This is a genomic window from Sphingobium jiangsuense (assembly GCF_014196495.1).
GTDB classification, from domain to species: Bacteria; Pseudomonadota; Alphaproteobacteria; order Sphingomonadales; family Sphingomonadaceae; genus Sphingobium; species Sphingobium jiangsuense.
Window position 1 is genome coordinate 91,616 of sequence record NZ_JACIDT010000004.1, and the last position, 18,474, is coordinate 110,089.

Genomic DNA, 18,474 nt, shown 5'->3' on the forward strand with positions numbered 1-18,474 from the left:
GCCTTCCTCTCTTTCTCTCGTCAAATGATGGGCTGGGTTTGCATGCCCCGCGCCGCCGGGCAAGCGCCATCGGTGCGCGAGGCGGCGGGGTGCTGATGGTCGCGCCAGTCGAGGCAATGGTCCACGAACCGGGCCGTGTCCGGGTCGGGATCGGGCCGGTGCAGCAGCAGGAGGTCGGTGGCGAGCAGCCAGTCGACCGGCACGGATCGCATCGTGGCCATGGCGGCGTCGGCGGCAGGTTGCTGGAACCAGCCGAGATCGACGCAGGGCGCGCCGATGCGGGCGGCATGGCGGCGCACCGACATGGCGTCGCCCTCCGGCGCGTGCCGCACCTCGGCGCCCAGCGCGGCGAGGCCGCGCGTCACCGCTTCCGACACCCCGACGCCATGGGTGCGGGTGAAGATGAGGATCGTCCGTCCGGTCAGCTCCGCCGCCGTCAGCCTGGCGTGCCGGGCCAGTTCGTCCCCTTCCGGCGCGGCGATGGCGACCGGCCTGCGCGCCAGATGGAGCATGTCGAGGTCCGCCGGGCGCTGGTCGAACGCCAGATGCCCGTCATGGCCGCTGACGCCCAGCATCAGTGCGGCGTCGAGCATATCCTCCCGCAGTTCGGCGATGAGCTGGCGCGGGTGGCGCGTCATGATCCGCACCGGCCGGTCGGCGGCATGGCTCGCCGCGAAGCCGTCGGTCAGCGCCACCCGGTCCGGCATCAGATAGCTGTGATGCGGCACGCCGATCATCAGCGGGCGGCCGCGTATCTTCCGCGCGGCGCGCAGCATCCATTCCGCCTCCATCACCATCCGCCGCGCATAGTCGAGAAAGACCCGCCCCTCGCGCGTCAGCGTCACCCGGCGCGTGGTCCGGTGGAACAGGTCGAAGCCCAGCTGGCGCTCCAGCTCCCGCATCTGCGCCGACAGCGCCGGTTGCGAGATATGGAGCGCATCGGCGGCCCGGCTGAAGGAACCGAGATCGGCCACCGCGACCAATATGCGATAGGGCTTCGCACTGATATCCATAATCAATTAATTCATTAATATGATGGAATAGGCAAGAGATTCCGATTGGACGGGCGCCGACCGCTTCTGCCAAACGGGAGGAGAGGAGAGCGAAGACGTGAACGGGGCAGGGACGGAATGGCTTGACGAGCTGGACCGCGCCGCGCTCGCCCACTGGATGGAGCGGCAAGGGCTCGGCCGGGGGACGATCGAGGATGCGGTGCCGCTGGCCGGGGGCACGCAGAATATAGTGCTGCGCTTCTGCTATGGCGACCGCGTGATGGTGCTGCGCCGTCCGTCGCTGCATCCCCGGCCCGACGCCAACGGGACGATGCAGCGGGAGGCGCGGATGCTCGCCGCCCTTTCCGGCAGCACCGTGCCCCACCCGCGCCTGATCCTCGCCTGCGACAATCCTGCGGTGCTGGGCGTCTCCTTCTATCTGATGGAGGCGGTGGACGGCTTCAACGCGGCGCAGGGCCTGCCCGAAACGCATCGCGATCCGGCGGTGCAGCACGCGATGGGGCTGGCGCTGATCGACCCCATCGTCGCGCTGGGCAAGATCGACTGGCGCGCCGCCGGGCTCGCCGATTTCGGCAAGCCCGACGATTTCCTCGCCCGGCAGGTGGCGCGCTGGCAGAAGCAGCTCGCGGGCTATGCGCGGTTTCCCGATTGGGAGGGGCCCTCCGGCCTGCCCCATGTCGAGCGGATCGGCGCCTGGCTGGAGGCGCATCGCCCGGACCGCTTCGAACCGGGCATCCTCCATGGCGACTATCATATGGCGAACATCCTCTATCGCCACGATTCCCCGCGCATCGCGGCGGTGATCGACTGGGAGCTGACGACGGTGGGCGACCCGCTGCTCGATCTCGGCTGGCTGCTGGCGACATGGCCGGGCCTCGGCATGCCGCCCGCGCCCAGCCTCGACGTGCAGCCGTGGATCGGCTTCCCGCAGGCGTCCGAGCTGGTCGAACGCTATCGGGCGAGGAGCGGGCGGGATCTGTCGGCGATCGACTGGTATACGGTGCTCGCCTGCTACAAGCTGGCGATCATCCTTGAGGGCAGCAACGCGCGCGCCTCGGCCGGCATGACCGGGCGGGATACGGCGGAGATGCTGCACAGGGCGGCGATCGGCCTGCTCGACCGCGCGCGCGGCATCATCGCCTGAAACCCCATCGGAAAAGAGGAAAGATCATGAATTTCGAACCCACGGCAAGGATGCGGGAGCTTGTCGCCCGGCTGGAAGCGTTCATGGACGCGCATATCTATCCGGCGGAGAAGGAGGAGCAGGACTGGCATGCCGACCCGGCGAACATCTGGCAGGAATGGCCGGGGCTGGAGGCGCTGAAGGAAAAGGCCCGCGCGGAAGGATTGTGGAACCTGTTCCTGCCCCATGACTATGGCGCGCTGAGCCCCGGCCTTTCCAACCTCGAATATGCGCCGCTGGCGGAGATCATGGGGCGCGTGCCCTGGTCGCCGGAGGTGTTCAACTGCTCCGCCCCCGACACCGGCAACATGGAGGTGCTCGCGCGCTTCGGCACGGCGGCGCAGCAGGAACGCTGGCTCAAGCCGCTGATGGACGGCACGATCCGCTCCGCCTATGCGATGACCGAGCCCGATGTCGCGTCCTCCGACGCGACCAATATTTCGACCACCATCCTGCCTGATGGCGACGATTATGTCGTCAACGGGCGCAAATGGTGGATATCGGGCGTCATGCATCCGCGCTGCGAACTGCTGCTGGTGATGGGCAGGACCCTGCCCGACAACCCCCGGCACCAGCAGCACTCGATCCTCCTCGTGCCGCGCGACACGCCGGGCCTGTCCGTGGTGCGGACGATGACCGTGCTCGGCCGCAATCATTCGCCTGGCGGCGAGGCCGAGTTGCTGTTCGACAATGTGCGGGTGCCGAAAGAGAACCTGATCCTCGGCGAGGGCCGGGGGTTCGAGGTCGCGCAGGGGCGGCTGGGGCCGGGGCGCATCCATCATTGCATGCGCTCGATCGGGCAGGCGCAGCGGGCGCTCGAATATATGGCCCGGCGGGTGGAGAGCCGCGTCGCCTTCGGCCGCAAGCTGTCCGAGCAGAGCAGCATCCGGCAGGACGTGGCGAAGAGCTTCTGCGAGATAGAGATGGCGCGGCTGCTGACCCTGAAGGCAGCCGATGCGATGGACCGGCTCGGCAACAAGGGCGCGCTCGACCTGATCGCCGCGATCAAGGTGGTGGCGCCGCAAATGGCGCAGACCGTGTGCGACCGGGCGATACAGGCGCATGGCGCGATGGGCGTCAGCGACGACACGCCGATCGCCTTCGCGCTCGCAACCAACCGCTTCGTGCGCATCGCCGACGGGCCGGACGAGGTGCACATGTCGCAGCTGGGCAAGCTCAAGATCGCCGAATATGGCGCCTTGCCGCCGCGCTGAAGAAAGGAAGGAGGGGAACGACCATGGGCAAGCCGGGGATCGACCCGCTGTTCGACTTTGCGGGCAAGGTCGTGCTGGTGACGGGAGGCAGCCGGGGGCTGGGCCGCCAGATGGTGCAGGCCTTTGCCGAGCGCGGCGCCGATATCGTCATCGCCAGCCGCAAGATCGACGCCTGCGAGGAAGCGGCCGGGGCGGTCCGCGCGCTGGGCCGCCGCGCACTGGCCATCGGCGCGCATTGCGGCCGCTGGGACCAGATCGACCGCCTGATCGAGCAGGCCTATGACGGGTTCGGCCGGATCGACATTCTCGTCAACAATGCGGGCATGGGCCCGGAAATGCCGAGCGACGAGGTGGACGAGGCGCTGTACGACAGCATCCTCAACCTGAACCTCAAGGGCCCGTTCCGGTTGGCCTCGCGGATCGGCAAGCGCATGGCGGAGGGCGACGGCGGGGCGATCGTCAACATCTCGTCCATCGCCTCGCTGGTGCCGATGCCGCGCGTCGTGCCCTATGCCGCCGCGAAGGCGGGGCTCAACGCGATGACGGTCAGCCTCGCGCGCGAATATGCGCCCAGGGTGCGGGTGAACGCGATCTGCGCCGGGCCCTTCCTGACCGACATTTCCCGCGCCTGGACCGAGGATATGCGCGAGCGGGCCGACAATGCGCTGGGCCGCAACGGCGACCCGCGCGAGATCGTGACCAGCGCGCTCTATCTCGCCAGCCCTGCGTCCAGCTTCACCACCGGCGCGCTGATCCGCGTGGACGGCGGCGCGGCCTGACGGCGTGCGGACACGGAAAAGGCCACCCGCCGCTTGGGCGGGTGGCCTTTCCTTGCTCATGCGACCATCAGAAGTTGAAGCGCGCTTCGAGGTAGATTTCGCGGCCGCGCTCGACCACCGCGTTGAGGTCGGCCCGCGTGCCCACGCCCATGGTCCCCGTGCCGGTGCCGCCGGTGAAGGGCATGTCGTTGGCCGAGGTCACCACCAGCTTGTCGGTGAGGTTGCGGCCGATCAGCGACAATTTCCATCCCTGCGTGTCGTTGCCGATCGATGCCGAGGCGTCGATGCGGGCGAAACGCTCCTGCACCCCGTCGGGCCGCAGCGTGTCGGTATAGTTATATTTGGACGAATAGGTCATGTCCCCGGTGAAGGTCATGCCGATATCGCCGGAAACCGGCACTTCCAGCGACGAACCAAACTGCGCCCCCAGCTTGGGCGCCTTGGGCGGGGTGCGGCCGCTATAGACCTGGTTGTTGTAGACGCCGTTAACCGGCTGCTGGTTGCAGCCCAGCGCGAAGGTCTGGCCGCCATAGCATTGGCCGGCAAAGTCTTGATATTCCGCGTCATTATAGGCGAGCGAGCCGTGGAAAGCGAGGCCGCGCACGCCCGGCACCCGCCAGTTGAAGTCCGTCTCGATGCCCTGCACCCGCAGCGCGCCCGCATTGGCGACGACCTGCGACAGCGTCTGCGGGTTGAAGAACTGGACCTGCAAATCGGTATATTTGTACCGGTAGGCGGTGACGTTGAAATGCAGGCTGCGGTCGAACAGCGTCGTGCGGATGCCACCTTCGAACCCGCGCGCGGTTTCCGCGTTGAAGCGGCCGTTGGCGAGCGCCGAGGCGACGGTGGTGCTGGCGAGGAAGATCTGGCTGATATTATAGCCGCCCGCCTTGAACCCTTCCTTATAGGCCGCATAGGCGGTGATCGTGTCGTTCGGCTTCCACCGGATGGTCGCCTGCGGCGACAGATTGGCCTCGCGATATTTGTCGTTCACCAGCAGGTTCTGCGAATAGATGCCCGCATAGGCGCTGTTGGCGGGCAAAAACTGCTCGAAGCTGTCCTTGCTTTCGTGGCTGTAGCGCGCGCCGCCCGAAAATTCGACCGTTGGGGTGAGGTTCGCGACCGCCTCGAAAAAGGCCGACCAGGTTTCGCCCTTGAAGCCGGAATTGCGGCCGAAGGTCGTGTAGGTCTGCGTCACCGGATCATAGGGCGCGACATTGGTGTAGCTGTCGATATTATAGGTGAAATCGACATTGGCGTAATAACCGCCCACGGTGAAATTCACCGGCCCGTCGAACTTGGTGCTGACGCGCAGTTCCTCGCTGAACTGCTCCATCGTCGATTTCTGCGCGTTCCAGATCGCGCGCGTCAGGCCGCTCATGTCGTCGCCGGAGGTCTGGCGGAAACCGTAGAAGGCGGTAATCGAATTGATGTCGACCGCATCCATCCGGTAGACGGTGTTGAGCACCGCCGACCCGGAAACCAGCTTGGTATAGGGCTTGCCGCTCTCCGGCGTGTAGCGCATCGTCCGCGCGATCTCGACCGGCAGCCGCGCATGGTCGCTGACCCCGTTGATCGCGCAATCGGCGTAGGGAGACGCCGCGCCGCTGGTCGGGGCCGGGGTGGTGCGGCCCTCGGCGCATTTGCGCTCGTAAAGGTCCGCCGCGCCATTGTCGCGATAATAGTTGCCGGAAAGCTTGAGGTTCATCGTCAGCGCGTCGTCCGGCTCGAACAGCAGCGTCAGGCGGCCGGCGGCCGATTTGCTGGCGCCACGGCGATTGTCAACGGGGTCGCGCAGGAACGCATTGGCCGGTTCCACCGCCCTTTGCGCGAAATCGACCGAGGGAACGGCGCTGTTCCTGAAATAGCCCTCCGTATTGTTGGCGTGGAAGGCGAAGCGCGCGCCCAGCGTGTCGCTGAGCGGGCCGGACAGGAAGCCGTCGACATAGACCTCATTGCCCTTGAAGCCATAGCCGCCCGACAGGCTGCCCTCGAACTTCGAGCCGGGATTGTTGCTGTCCACCACGATCACGCCGCCGGTCGCGTTCTTGCCGAAGAACAGCGCCTGCGGGCCTTTCATCACCTGCACCGAGCGCAGGTCATATTGGGCGAGCGCGATCTCGCGGCCGCGGCTCATCGCGATGCCGTCGATGTTGAAGGACACCGACTGGTCGAAACCGGCGCTGAGCGAGGAGGAACCGACGCCGCGCAGGAAGATCGACGCGGAAGAGCCGGTGACCTGCCGCCCGACGACCATGCCCGGCACGAACTTGGCGAGGTCCGTGACGGCGGTGACCGCATATTGGTTGAGCTTCTCGCCGGTCAGCGCCGCGACCGCGACGGGCGCGTTCTGCAGGCTTTCCTCGCGGCGGCGGGCGGTAACGATGATGGTGTCGGAATCCACCGCCGGGGCGGCCGCCTGCGCAAAGGCGACATCGGCTGCGAAGGCGTGGACGAGCATGATGCCGGCTGTACCCTCGACCGCGAGCGTCAGCGCCGTGGTGAGCGCGAGCCGCCGCCGTCCGGCAATCCTCTTTGACATGATATTCTCCCTGAACTTGATAGATCGCTTTGAAGCGACTAACCATCTATTTAACTAATCACCTAGGTAAGTCAATCGGGAGAGAGCCGATCGCGGCGGACCTTTGCTCTTGACCTAAGAGGATTAGGTAATGCACATCGGGCGGGAGGAGAGAGGCGCGCATGATTCAGAATGATCGCCTGAGGGATATTTTCGCCAAGGCGCTGCTGGCGCGATCGTTCGAGGCGCGGCTTATCAAGCTGACGGCGGAAGGCTTCCTGCCGCCGCTGCTGCATCCGGGCGCGGGGCAGGAAGTGGCGCAGATCGCGGCGCTTTCCGCATTGAAGCGCGACGACCCCGTGCTCTATTCGCATCGCGGCGTCGCCTATATGATCGCGCGCGGCACCAGCCTTTCCGCGATGATCGCCGACATGGCCGGGCGCGCTGGCGGGACCAACAACGGCAAGGGCGGCATCATGCATGTCGTCGACCTGCCCAACGGCATCTATGGCGAGAGCGGCACGCTGGGCGGCGGGCTGGTGGTGTCGGTCGGCATGGGCATGGCGCTCCGGCGCCGCGATCCGGGGCGGGTCGTCGTCCATTTCTTCGGCGACGGCGCGTCGAATCGCGGCACCTTCCATGAAGCGCTTAATTGGGCGGCGGTGCAGAAGCTGCCCTGCATCTATATATGCGAGAATAACGGCTGGGCCGTCTCCGTCCCCACCTCGGTCAGCACGGCGGTGGAGAATATCGCCGATCGCGCGGCGGGCTACGGCATTCCGGGCGTGGTGGTGGACGGTGCCGATCCCGACGCGGTCATGGCGGCGGTCGCGAATGCGGCGCGCCGGGCGCGGGCGGGCGAAGGTCCCTCGCTCATCGAGATCAAGGCCACCCGCCTGCTCGGCCATTATGCCGCCGACCCGCAGGATTATCGCGCCGATGCCGCCAGCGTCGCGCAGCGCGATCCGCTCGCGGCGCTGCGGCGGCGGGTGATCGAGCTGGGCCTGCTCGACGAGGCGGAGATCGAGGCGATGACCGCCGCCCATGAGGCGGAGATCGACCTTGCGGTGGAAGCGGTGAAGGCCGCGCCGCCGCTCGACGCCGACCAGGCCTTCACCGACCTTTATGCGTGAGATGACGATGCGGACGATCAGCTACGGACAGGCGATCAACGAGGCGCTGGCGGAGGAGATGGACCGGGACGGCGACGTCATCCTCTATGGCCTCGACGTCGCGGCCTGGGGCGGCATCTTCAACATCACCAAGGGCCTGCTGGAGCGCTTCGGGCCGGAACGGGTGTTCGATTCGCCCATTTCGGAAAGCGTGATGGTGGGCGCGGGCGTGGGCGCGGCGATCATGGGCCTGCGCCCGGTGGTAGAGCTGCAATATGCCGACTTCATCCTCGTCGCGGGCGACGAGATTTTCCTGAAGGCGGGCATGTGGCGCTACATGCACGGCGGCGCGTTCAAGGTGCCGCTGGTGGTGCGCCTGCCCTCCGGCGCGACCGGCGCGGGGCCGGAGCATTCGACCTGCCCGGAAGCCTATGTGATGCACTCGCCGGGCCTGCTCTGCGCCGTGCCCTCGACCGCGGCGGACGCCAAGGCGCTGCTCAAGGAGGCGATCCGGCTCGATAATCCGGTGATGTTCTTCGAGCATCGCCGCCTCTACCAGAAGCGTGACGAGGTGCCCGAAGGCGACGTCACCCTGCCCTTCGGCAAGGGCGTGATCCGCCGCGAGGGCAGGCATGTCACCGTCGTCGCCTGGCAATATATGCTGAGCCGGGCGCTGAAGGCCGCCGAGCTGCTGGAGCAGGAAGGGATAGAGGTCGAAATCTTCGACCCGCGCACCCTGTCTCCGTTCGACAGCGGTACGCTGATCGAAAGCGTGAAGAAGACGGGGGCCTGTCTGGTGGTGGAGGAAGGCTATCGGCGGCTGGGCGTCGGCGCGGAGATCGGCGCGATCCTGATGGAGCAGGCGTTCGGTTATCTCGACCGGCCGTTCCGCCGCCTCGCCATTCCCGACGTGCCGATGGCGTCGGTCAAGCCGCTGGTCGATCGCGTGCTGCCCTCGGTAGAGGCGATCTGCGACGTCTGCCGGGAACTGGCGGCATGACCGCCGCCGACATCGTGATGCCCATGTTCGGGCAGGCGATGGAGTTCGGCGTGCTGGTCGAATGGCTGACGGCGGATGGGGCCGAAGTGGCGGCGGGGCAGCCGGTCGCGTCGATCGAATCCGACAAGGCGACCTATGAGATAGAGGCGCCGGTTGCCGGGATGATCCGCCACCGCGTCGCCATCGGCGCGGAAGTGCCGGTCGGCGATCTGCTGGCGGTGATCGGCGGGGCACAAGCGGCCGGGGCGGTGGAAACTCCGGCGGCGAGCGCCGCGCCTGCCCTGGCGCCGGCCGCTACTCCCGCCCCCGCCCGAGCGGATGGACGCGTGCTGGCCTCCCCCAGGGCGCGAGAGCTGGCGCGGGCGATCGGCGTTGATCTGGCGGGTGTAACCACGGCGCGCGCGGACGGCGTGATCGTCGCGGCCGATGTCGAACGCCATGGCGCAGCCCCGCCTGCCCCCTCCGCCGGTACTATGACCCCGCTGAGTCCGCTCCGCCGGGCGACGGCGCGGCGGCTGGCGCAATCCTGGACGCAGGCGCCGCATTTCACGCAGATGATCGAGGTGGACGCCTCGGCGCTGGTGGCGGCGCAGGCGGCGATCCGCGCCGGGCGGCTTGCCTGCTCGCTCAACGACATATTGATCCGCGCCGCCGCGCTGACGATGGCGGATTTTCCCGACCTCAACGCCAGCTTCGAAGACGACGCGCTGCAACCGCTGCCCGATATCGCGGTGGGCCTCGCCGTCGCGACCGAAGCGGGCCTCGCCGTGCCGGTGGTCCGCAACGCCGCCCGCCGCTCGCTCGACGAGATCGCGGCGGAAACGCGGCGGCTGATCGATCTGGGCAAACAGGGCCGGATCGGCGCGCAGGACATGGGCCGCGCGAGCCTGACCCTTTCCAATCTCGGCCGCTATGGCGTGGCCTTCGGCACGCCGGTGCTGAACCTCGGCGAGCCGGTGCTGGTCTTTATCGGCGCGATCGAGGAGAAGGCGGTCGGCATCGATCATGAAATCGTGCTGCAACCCCGCACTATGCTCAGCATCTGTTACGACCATCGGGTGGTCGACGGCCTGCGCGCCGCGCAATTTTCGCAGCGGCTGAAGCAACGGCTCGAAGCTCTTGAGGACGTGCTTCCCGGCGAGACGGAACCCTCGCCGACGGAGCCGGGCGGCGCGCGCTTTGCCGACGGGCGGGTGAAGCTGCGCCTGGGCGAGGCCGATCTGCTGGTCGGCGCGAAGGATGCGCGGCTGCTGTCGATCGCGGCGGCGCTGGCGGCGCTGACCGCCGAGCTGCCGAAGCTCGGTCCCTCGGCGCGCAAGCTGCGCGGCATCGAAATCCGGCTGGAGGACGGCCTCGCCGCGACCCTGCTGTGCGAGAGCGAGGCGCAGGTCGCGCGCATCGGCCGGGCGATCGAGGCGGCCGATATCGCAACTTATTCGACGGCGATCCTGCGCGCGGAGCTGCGGCCCGCGCGGGGCGGCGGGGCATGAAGCGGCAGGCCGCCCCTCTCGTCCCGACCGCCTTTCCGCGCAACCCCGCCTATGGCACGGGCATCTATCGCCGCCGCATCCGGCTGCTGCGGCAGGAGAGCGCGGTGCTCGCGCTGCTCGACGACACCAATCATGCGATGTGGGTGCGCGTCCATCATGACGGCGCGCGCGTGACGGCGGTGGAGGGGCGGACCGTGCGCGCGCCCAACAGCAATTGCCCCGGCGCGGCGGCCGCGCTGGAGGAACTGGTCGGCCTGCCGCTGGCGATGCCGCGCGCGGAGCTGTTCGGCGAAGGGCGGCCCTATCGCAACTGCACCCATTTGTTCGACGCGGCGGCGCTGGCGATGGAGCAGGCACTGCGCGACGAAGGCGGGCGGACCTACGACATCGTCATTCCCGACGAGACGGACGAACCGGTTCCGGCCGAAGTGTCACTGGACGGGCGCGTGCTGATCCGCTGGCATATGTCGAGGAGGAAGGTCGTGGAATTCGCGCCGGAGCCGCCGGTGCCGATCATGCGCGGCTTCACCGCATGGGCGGTCGACCGGCTGTCGGGTGAGACGCTGGACGCCGCACTGATGCTGCAACGCGCCTATCTGGTTTCGGGCGCGCGCATGTGGATCGTCGACCGCTCGCCGGACCTGCCGATCACCGCCATGCCCGAACTGTTCGGCGCCTGCTACGCCTATCAGCCGGAGCGGGTCGAGGACGGCGTGCAGGCGATCGGCAATGTCATCGACCTGACGGCGGGCTTCACCGAAGGCAATTTGCAGCCGATCCCCTGACCTCACTCACCGAAAAGGCCCGGCCGCCATCGCAAAGGCCGGGCCCCGGATCGTCTCAGCGCTTGACGTCCCACACCAGGTCCAGCCGGTCGAGCGCCATCACCGTGCCGCCGCGATAGTGGAACTCGGCGTCGGGCGCGCAGCGGAACTCGCCGATCTTCTCCATCCACACGCGATACATCTTGCGCAACTCGGTGCGGGCGAGGAAGTGGCCGAGGCACAGATGCGCGCCGGTCGAGAAGGTCAGCAGGTGCCGTTCCTTGCGGTCCAGATCGAACACGGCCGGATTGTCGTTCTTCGTGTCGTCCCAGCCGGCCATCGGCAGCGTGCACAGCACCATGTCGCCGACGCGGAACGGCACGCCGAGCAGGTCGACGTCCTTCTTCACGACGCGCGGCACATTGACGACGCCGAACAGGCGCAGCCCCTCCTCCGTCGCGGCGTCGATCAGCGAGGGGTCGGCGATCAGGCGCTTCTGCACCTCCGGCTCCTGCGCCAGCCGGTGGGTGGTGAAGGTCAGCATGTTGGTGACCATATCCAGCCCGCCCAGCACCAGCAGGAAGCACATGTTGAGCAACTCATATTCGGTGAGCTTGCGCCCGTCCATGTCGGCATTGACGAGATAGCTGACCAGATCCTCCTTCGGCTCGGCGCGGCGGGCGTTGATGATCGCCAGTATCTCCGCGTTCATCGCGGCGGTGATGCCTTCCAGTCGTTCGGTGCCCTGCGCGTTGAAGAAATCGTCCACCATCTGGCGGAAATCGTTGAAACGCTCCAGCGGCAGGCCCATCAGGATCATGAAGACCGTCACCGGGAAAGGCGCGGCGACATCGCGCACGAACTCGCACCGGCCCTTGTCCTTGACCGCATCGACGATGCGGTTGGCGTGAAACTCGATCTGTTCGTCCATCGCCTTCACCGCCTTGGGCGAGAAGAACGGCATCAGCACCTTGCGATAGGGCATGTTTTCCGGCGGATCATAGTTCAGCGGGATGAAGCGCGGCGGATTGGATATTTTCGGGATCTGCGAATGCTCGGTCGAAAAATGGGTGGTGTCCATGACGACCGCGTTGATCGTGTCGTAGCGCGTGACCATCCAGTGGCCGCCATTGTTGGGCGACCAGAAGATGCCCGGCGCCTCCTTCAGGATGCGCGAATATTGCCGGTGTAGGTCGCGGCGTATGCCGGGATCCTCGTAAATGTCGAATTCGTGGACCAGCTCCGCGGGAACATGGTCGGGTACGGAAAGCTTTGTCGCAACATTCATAAATAGCGCCTCTCCACAGCGGAATCGCCCCGCGACCCCTTTATTTTGCCGTTCTACCTTATCCTGTTAGATTTTCAGGCGCAAGGGCGCGGATCGGCTTGGCGGGCTTCTAATGAGGTGATTAAGTAATTTTCCGCACGATAATGTTGCAGACTTGCAGCCTACGCCACTTAGGTTAGTCTGCGCCGCGACCGTTCCATGGCCGGCGGCTGAATCAGCCGCGGCGCAAGCATCTGTCCGCGAGAGGATGATCGATGAACAACAGCCAGATAGTCCAGCATTTTTTCACCGTCATGAACGAGGCCGGACCGGCGGAGGCCGCGAGCCGCTTCGGCACGGCGGACCTGATCTGGTGGACGCCGGGCGGCGGCGAGATCCAGAACCATCTCGACGGCCTCACCCGCCTGATCGAGACGCATTTCGACGAAAGGGGCATCACCCTCACCATCGAGGGCATCACGGCGGAAGGCGAGCGGGTGGCGGTGGAGGCGCGATCCGAGGGGCGGCTGCGCACCGGCGCGCGCTACGCCAACCGCTATCACTGGCTGTTCATCCTGCGCGACGGGAAGATCGCCGTCGCCCGCGAATATAACGACACCGCCCATGTGAAAGAGGTGCTCGGTCCCCTGCTCGCCGGGGCGGCCTGACGCCTGTCCCTCCTCCATCCGCCCTCTTGCAAAGGATCATCCCATGCGATCGAGACATCTGGTCGACCCTGAACTGCTGCCCGCCGTCGACGGCTTCCCGCCGATGCGCTTCGCCTACGACACGCTGGCGGAACTGCGCGCGATGGTCGAATCCTTCGCCGCCGCCTATCAGCCGCCTCAGGACGACGGCATCACGCGCGAAGACCATATGGTGCCGGGACTGAACGGCGGCCCGGACGTCCGCCTGCTGCTGTTCAGCGGCGCGGCGGCAACGGATGGCGCGGTGCGGCCGGCCATTCTCTATATCCATGGCGGCGGCTTCTTTTCCGGCAAGGCGGACCTGTATGAGGACTGGTGCCGGCGGCTGGCGCGGGAAACCGGGGCGCTGGTCGCGGCGGTCGATTATCGCAAGGCGCCCGAAGCCCCCCACCCCGCACCGATGGACGATTGCCATGCGGCGCTGCTGTGGCTGCATCGCTCCGCCGCCCAGCTGGGCATCGACCCCGCCCGGATCGCGGTCGAGGGGGTGAGCGCGGGCGGCGCGCTGGCCGCCGCGCTGGCGCTGCGGACGCGGGACGAGGGCATCGCGCCGCCGCTCGCGTTCCAGCTGCTCGACTATCCGATGCTGGACGACCGGACGGGCCGCGACGGCGCGCCGCGCGATCCCTTTGCAGGCGATTATGTCTGGACCTATGACGGCAATGCCTTCGGCTGGGAAACGCTGCTGGGCGAGACGGTCGGCACCGAGGGCGTGTCGCCCTATGCCGCCCCGGCGCGTGCGGCGTCATTGGAGGGTCTGCCGCCCGCCTTCATCGGCGTGGGCGCGCTCGATCCGCTGATGCGGGAGAATGTCGATTATGCGATGCGGCTGGTGCAGGCGGGGGTGCCGACGCAGCTGGCTGTCTATCCGGGCGCCTATCATGGCTTCGATGCGTTCGACGGCGGCCAGTCGGCGGTCGGCGATGAATTCCGCGCCGCGCGCATCACCGCGCTCCGCCGTGGTCTGGGGGTGCGCTGATGATGCGTAGGCTGCTGACGATGCTGCTGGCAGGGCTGCTGCTCGTCCCCCTCTCCGCTTGCCAGCGCGGCGGCGCCGAGGTCGATAACGGCCCCGCCGCGCGGGAGGAGGACGGCGCCGACTGGCCGCTCTACGGCCGCACCTTCAGCGCCAATCACTATAGCCCGCTGAGCGAGATCGACAGCGGCAATATCGACCGGCTGAAGCTCGCCTGGTCGCTCGATCTGGACGATGGCGGCAGTCTCTACACCTCGCCGGTCGCGGTCGGCGGCATCCTCTATTTCGCGCAGGGCTACAGCGTCATCCACGCCGTCGATGCGGCGACCGGCAAGCTGCTGTGGAAATACGACCCGGAGGTCTGGAAGGTGGCGGGCAAGAAGATGCGCACCGCCTGGGGCAGTCGCGGCATCGCCTGGTGGGACGGCAAGATCTATGCGGGCACGCTCGACGGTCGGCTGATCGCGGTCGATGCGCGCAGCGGCAAGCTGCTCTGGTCGGTCCAGACGACCGAGGGGTCGGATGACGGCCGGTATATCACCGGCGCGCCGTGGATCTTCAACGGCAAGGTCGTCATCGGCCATGGCGGCGCCGATTTCGACCTCGTGCGCGGCTATGTCACCGCCTATGACGCGCGGTCCGGGCGGCAGCTCTGGCGTTTCTACACCGTGCCCGACGATCCGGCGAAGGGCTTCGAGGATCCGGCGCTGGCGCGCGCGGCCAAGACATGGACCGGGGAGTGGTGGAAATATGGCGGCGGCGGCACCGTATGGAACGCCATGGCCTATGACCCGCAGTTCAACCGCCTCTATATCGGCACCGGCAACGGCACGCCGTGGAACCAGCATATCCGTAGCCCCGGCGGCGGCGACAATCTCTATCTCTGCTCGATCGTCGCGCTGGATGCCGACACCGGCAAATATGTCTGGCATTATCAGGTCAATCCGGGCGAAACCTGGGATTATAACGCAGCGATGGACATAGAGCTGGTGACGCTGAAGATCGGCGGCAAGGACCGGCCGGTGCTGATGCAGGCGCCCAAGAACGGCTTTTTCTACCTGATCGACCGGGAAACCGGCAAGCTGCTCTCGGCGAAGAACATCGTGCCGGTGAACTGGGCCAGCGGCATCGACATCAAGACCGGGCGGCCGATCGAAAACCCCGCCGCGCGCTATCCCGACGGGCGGGGCTTCATGCTCTCGCCCAGCTCGGCGGGCGCGCATAATGCGCAGCCCATGTCGTTCAGCCCGCGCACCGGCCTCGTCTACATTCCGGCGCAGGAAAACGGCCTCTGGTTTTCGGATGCCGGGGTCGACCTCAAGAACTGGAAGCCGCTGCGCGGCACCGGCTACAATACCGGCCTCAGCCAGGAGCCCTCGCCCGTGCCGCCGCCGCCGACGCGCAGCTTCCTGCTCGCCTGGGATCCGCTGCGACAGAAGGCCGCCTGGTCCGCGCCGATGCCCACGCTCTGGGGCGGCGGCATCACCAGCACGGCAGGCAACCTCGTGTTCGTCGGCACCGCCGAAGGCCGATTCGAGGCCTATGACGCGCGGAACGGCAAGCGGCTGTGGAATTTCGACGCGCAGGCGGGCATCTCTTCGCAGCCGATCAGCTACAGCGTCGGCGGGCGGCAATATGTGACGGTGCTGGCCGGCTATCGGGGCATCGTCACCGCCTCGCCCTGGGATTACCGCACGCAGAGGCGGCGGGTGCTGACCTTCGCCTTGGACGGCAAGGCGCCGCCCCTGCCCGCCCCCGATCCGCAGCCGCCGCGCCAGTTCATCGCCGATCCCGGCTTCACGGTCGATCCGGCGAAGGCGAAGGCCGGTCTGGGCGTATATGTCGCCTCCAACTGCTTCAACTGCCATGGCCTCGACCTGCAAGCGGGCGGCATGGCGCCGGACCTGCGCGAATCGGCAGTGACGACATCGGCCGACGCGCTGGCACAGGTGTTGCGCGACGGCCTGCTGGTGGAACGGGGCATGCCGCAATTCTCCGAACTGACCGCGCGGCAGATCGAGGAATTGCAGCATTATATCCGCCAGACCACCCGCGCCGCGATCGCTGGAAAGGCGGCGCCGAACCGGGGGCCGGAGATGCGCCAGTAGCAAAGCCGGAAGGGTATTAACTCATCAATTGACTAATGCGCCTTCCGATCGTACCATGCCTCGCAATATACGCGTACATAAAAGATTCCCTGTCGGGACGGCGCGTATGGACCGGCACAGCCGGACATTGGAGAGGAGGGAAGGGGTATGCAATCGACATGCAGAATCCGTCGCGCCCGTAGGGCCATGTACCACGCGCTTCCGGTGCTCGCCGCCGCATCCTGCTGGGGCGGCACCGGCCTTGCGCAGACGGCCGCTCAGGGGGCGAGCGATGCGGGCGTGCCCGACATCATCGTGACGGCGCAGCGTCGGGCGGAATCGGTGCAGAACGTGCCGATCGCCGTCAGCGTGCTGACCAATGAGGCGCTTGCCGCTTCCGGCGCGAGCGACAGCGTGGCGCTGGCGGGCAAGGTGCCCTCGCTCAGCATCCCGCAGAACGGAGCAGTGCAATATTTCCTGCGCGGCGTCGGCACGACCGGCAGCTCGATCAACTCCGAGCAGTCGGTCGCCACCTATGTCGACGGCGTCTATGTCTATTCGACCTGGTCGTCGCAGGTGCCGCTGGGCAGCATCGAGCGGGTCGAGGTGCTGAAAGGCCCGCAGGGCACACTGTTCGGCCGCAACACCACCGGCGGCGTCATCCAGATCGTCACCCGCGATCCGCTGGCCGCGCCGACGCTGGAGGCCAGCGTCACCTACGGCAATTATGAGACGATCGCGGCCTCGGCCTACGGATCGGCGAAGCTGGGCGACCGGCTGGGCATCAGCCTGGCGGTCGATTTCCGCGATCAGGGCAAGGGCTATGGCCATAACAGCGTCCGGAACGAAAAGACGATGTTCCGCGACGACCTGTCGATACAGGGCAAGATCGCGTTCGAGGCGTCGGAGAATACCAAGCTGACCGGCTTCTTCTGGTATGACGACGGCCATACCAGCGGCCAGAACAATCAGGTGATGCCGGGCTATCGCGGCCTCGACGGCGTGGAATCCGATTATGAGGACCGGGAAACCAAGGCCAACACGCCGGATTCGCTCGATTATAAATCCTATCTCGCCTATGCGCGCATCGACCAGAAGCTGGGCGATTTCGCCGATCTGGTCTCGATCACCTCCTATCGGCGGGTCGACACGCTCTACCGGCTCGATCAGGATGCGACGCCCGCGACTGTCATCAATGCGACGCTCGACATACCGTTCCGCAACTTCTCGCAGGAAGTACAGCTGATTTCGGCGGCGGACGGGCCCTTCACCTGGATGGTGGGCGGCTATTACTTCCGCAGCACCGCGAAATACGACCCGATCACCATCGCCGGGGCGGCGGCTGGCGCGGCCGGGGTGGTGCGCTATTTCCGCGAGCAGAAGACGGAATCGATCGCCGGTTTCGGTCAGGCGAGCTACAAGATCACGCCGGACACCACCTTCACGGCCGGCATCCGCTACACCGACGAGGAACAGAAAATGCCTTCGGGCAAGACCACCCTCGTCGGCCCGGACCCCAACCCGACGGTGCTGCCCTTCCGGCCCGACACGCAGGATTCGAGCGGCTGGACATGGCGCGTGGCGCTCGACCATCATTTCACCCGCGATATCATGGGCTATATCTCCTATAATCGCGGCCTCAAGAGCGGCGGCTTCCCGCTGGTGACGGCGGCGAACCTGCCGGGCTACGACCCGGAAAAGCTCGACGCCTATGAGGTCGGCCTCAAGACACAGTTCCTGGGCGGTCGGGTGCGCATCAACGCGGCGGCCTATCTCTACAAGTTCAAGGACATTCAGGTCACCCGCATCACCGACGGCGGCAATGTCGTCGCCAATGCGGCGAAGGCGACGATGAAGGGCATCGACGTCGACCTCGACGTCCGGGTATCGGACCGCTTCAGCGTCTATGGCGCGATGGGCTATCTCGACGGGCGCTACGACGATTACAAGACGGCGGTATATTATATTCCCCGCCCGGCGCCGGGCGGGGGCGCGGAGGCGGTGCGCGATCAGGACGCGACCGGCAACCGCACCATCTATTCGCCCGAACTGTCGGCATCGGGCGGCATGAGCTATCGCATCCCGACCGCGTCCGGCGACCTCACCCTCGACGGCTTCGTGCAGTTCGTGGACGACCAATATGTCGGCCCGTCCAACCTGTTCGTACTGCCGTCCTACACCACCGCCAATGCCAGCATCGGCTGGAAATCGCCCGACGAGCGGTTCGGCGTCAAATTGTGGGGCCGCAACATCACCAACAGATATTATTTCGTGCAGGTGCTGGAATCGACGCCGGGCATCTTCCGCGCTCCGGCCCCGCCGCGGACCTGGGGCGTGACGCTCAGCACCAAATTGTGATCC

At 66.7% G+C, this 18,474-nt stretch carries 14 protein-coding genes; 11 read left to right on the plus strand and 3 right to left on the minus strand.

All coding sequences use genetic code 11. The features are described from left to right. Positions 1-20 precede the first annotated feature (20 nt). Positions 21-1,013, minus strand: coding sequence for a LysR family transcriptional regulator (locus GGR43_RS07205; RefSeq protein WP_188071293.1), 993 nt, complete (start codon positions 1,011-1,013; stop codon positions 21-23). A 97-nt stretch (positions 1,014-1,110) separates the two neighbouring features. On the opposite strand from GGR43_RS07205, the gene GGR43_RS07210 reads away from it, so the two are divergent. The 3 genes from GGR43_RS07210 to GGR43_RS07220 are packed head-to-tail and all read left to right on the plus strand — an operon-like array spanning position 1,111 to position 4,189. Further along, a complete protein-coding gene (locus GGR43_RS07210; protein ID WP_284277367.1) occupies positions 1,111-2,157 on the plus strand; it encodes a phosphotransferase family protein in 1,047 nt (348 codons plus the stop codon). 26 nt (positions 2,158-2,183) lie between these two features. After that, positions 2,184-3,410 (plus strand): acyl-CoA dehydrogenase family protein, encoded by a 1,227-nt coding sequence (locus GGR43_RS07215; protein WP_188071294.1) that lies wholly within the window; start codon positions 2,184-2,186, stop codon positions 3,408-3,410. Positions 3,411-3,433: 23 nt separating this feature from the next. Beyond that, on the plus strand, positions 3,434-4,189 hold the full coding sequence (locus GGR43_RS07220; protein ID WP_188071295.1) for an SDR family NAD(P)-dependent oxidoreductase: 756 nt from the start codon (positions 3,434-3,436) through the stop codon (positions 4,187-4,189). Between the two features lie 67 nt (positions 4,190-4,256). Here the strand turns inward: GGR43_RS07220 and GGR43_RS07225 are convergent, their stop codons facing one another. Then, entirely contained in the window at positions 4,257-6,731 is a 2,475-nt protein-coding gene (locus GGR43_RS07225; RefSeq protein ID WP_188071296.1) for a TonB-dependent receptor, read from the minus strand. Between the two features lie 161 nt (positions 6,732-6,892). On the opposite strand from GGR43_RS07225, the gene GGR43_RS07230 reads away from it, so the two are divergent. The 4 genes from GGR43_RS07230 to GGR43_RS07245 are packed head-to-tail and all read left to right on the plus strand — an operon-like array spanning position 6,893 to position 11,097. Then, positions 6,893-7,843 carry a thiamine pyrophosphate-dependent dehydrogenase E1 component subunit alpha gene (locus GGR43_RS07230; RefSeq protein WP_188071297.1) on the plus strand — a complete coding sequence of 317 codons (951 nt, stop codon included), beginning with the start codon at positions 6,893-6,895 and terminating at the stop codon, positions 7,841-7,843. 7 nt (positions 7,844-7,850) lie between these two features. Beyond that, positions 7,851-8,822: an alpha-ketoacid dehydrogenase subunit beta gene (locus GGR43_RS07235; protein WP_188071495.1), complete on the plus strand. Its 972-nt coding sequence runs from the start codon at positions 7,851-7,853 to the stop codon at positions 8,820-8,822. Beyond that, entirely contained in the window at positions 8,819-10,312 is a 1,494-nt protein-coding gene (locus tag GGR43_RS07240) for a dihydrolipoamide acetyltransferase family protein (RefSeq protein ID WP_188071298.1), read from the plus strand. Before GGR43_RS07235 ends, GGR43_RS07240 begins: the two co-directional genes overlap by 4 nt. Continuing rightward, the gene (locus tag GGR43_RS07245) at positions 10,309-11,097 is read left to right on the plus strand and encodes a DUF2889 domain-containing protein (RefSeq protein ID WP_188071299.1); all 789 of its coding nucleotides are present in this window, start codon (positions 10,309-10,311) and stop codon (positions 11,095-11,097) included. The genes GGR43_RS07240 and GGR43_RS07245 overlap by 4 nt, the downstream gene beginning before the upstream one ends. Positions 11,098-11,152: 55 nt before the next feature. Here GGR43_RS07245 and GGR43_RS07250 read toward each other — a convergent pair whose 3' ends face one another. Next, positions 11,153-12,364, minus strand: a complete 1,212-nt coding sequence (locus tag GGR43_RS07250) for a cytochrome P450 (protein WP_188071300.1) — start codon at positions 12,362-12,364, stop codon at positions 11,153-11,155. Between the two features lie 254 nt (positions 12,365-12,618). On the opposite strand from GGR43_RS07250, the gene GGR43_RS07255 reads away from it, so the two are divergent. The 4 genes from GGR43_RS07255 to GGR43_RS07270 all read left to right on the plus strand — a co-directional run bounded on the left by GGR43_RS07255 (position 12,619) and on the right by GGR43_RS07270 (position 18,471). Then, the gene (locus GGR43_RS07255; protein WP_188071301.1) at positions 12,619-13,011 is read left to right on the plus strand and encodes a nuclear transport factor 2 family protein; all 393 of its coding nucleotides are present in this window, start codon (positions 12,619-12,621) and stop codon (positions 13,009-13,011) included. Between the two features lie 43 nt (positions 13,012-13,054). Further along, positions 13,055-14,029, plus strand: a complete 975-nt coding sequence (locus GGR43_RS07260; protein WP_188071302.1) for an alpha/beta hydrolase — start codon at positions 13,055-13,057, stop codon at positions 14,027-14,029. 2 nt (positions 14,030-14,031) lie between these two features. Next, positions 14,032-16,134, plus strand: coding sequence for a PQQ-dependent dehydrogenase, methanol/ethanol family (locus GGR43_RS07265; protein WP_188071496.1), 2,103 nt, complete (start codon positions 14,032-14,034; stop codon positions 16,132-16,134). A 186-nt stretch (positions 16,135-16,320) separates the two neighbouring features. Then, positions 16,321-18,471, plus strand: coding sequence for a TonB-dependent receptor (locus tag GGR43_RS07270; protein ID WP_188071303.1), 2,151 nt, complete (start codon positions 16,321-16,323; stop codon positions 18,469-18,471). The last annotated feature ends 3 nt before the right edge of the window (positions 18,472-18,474 follow it).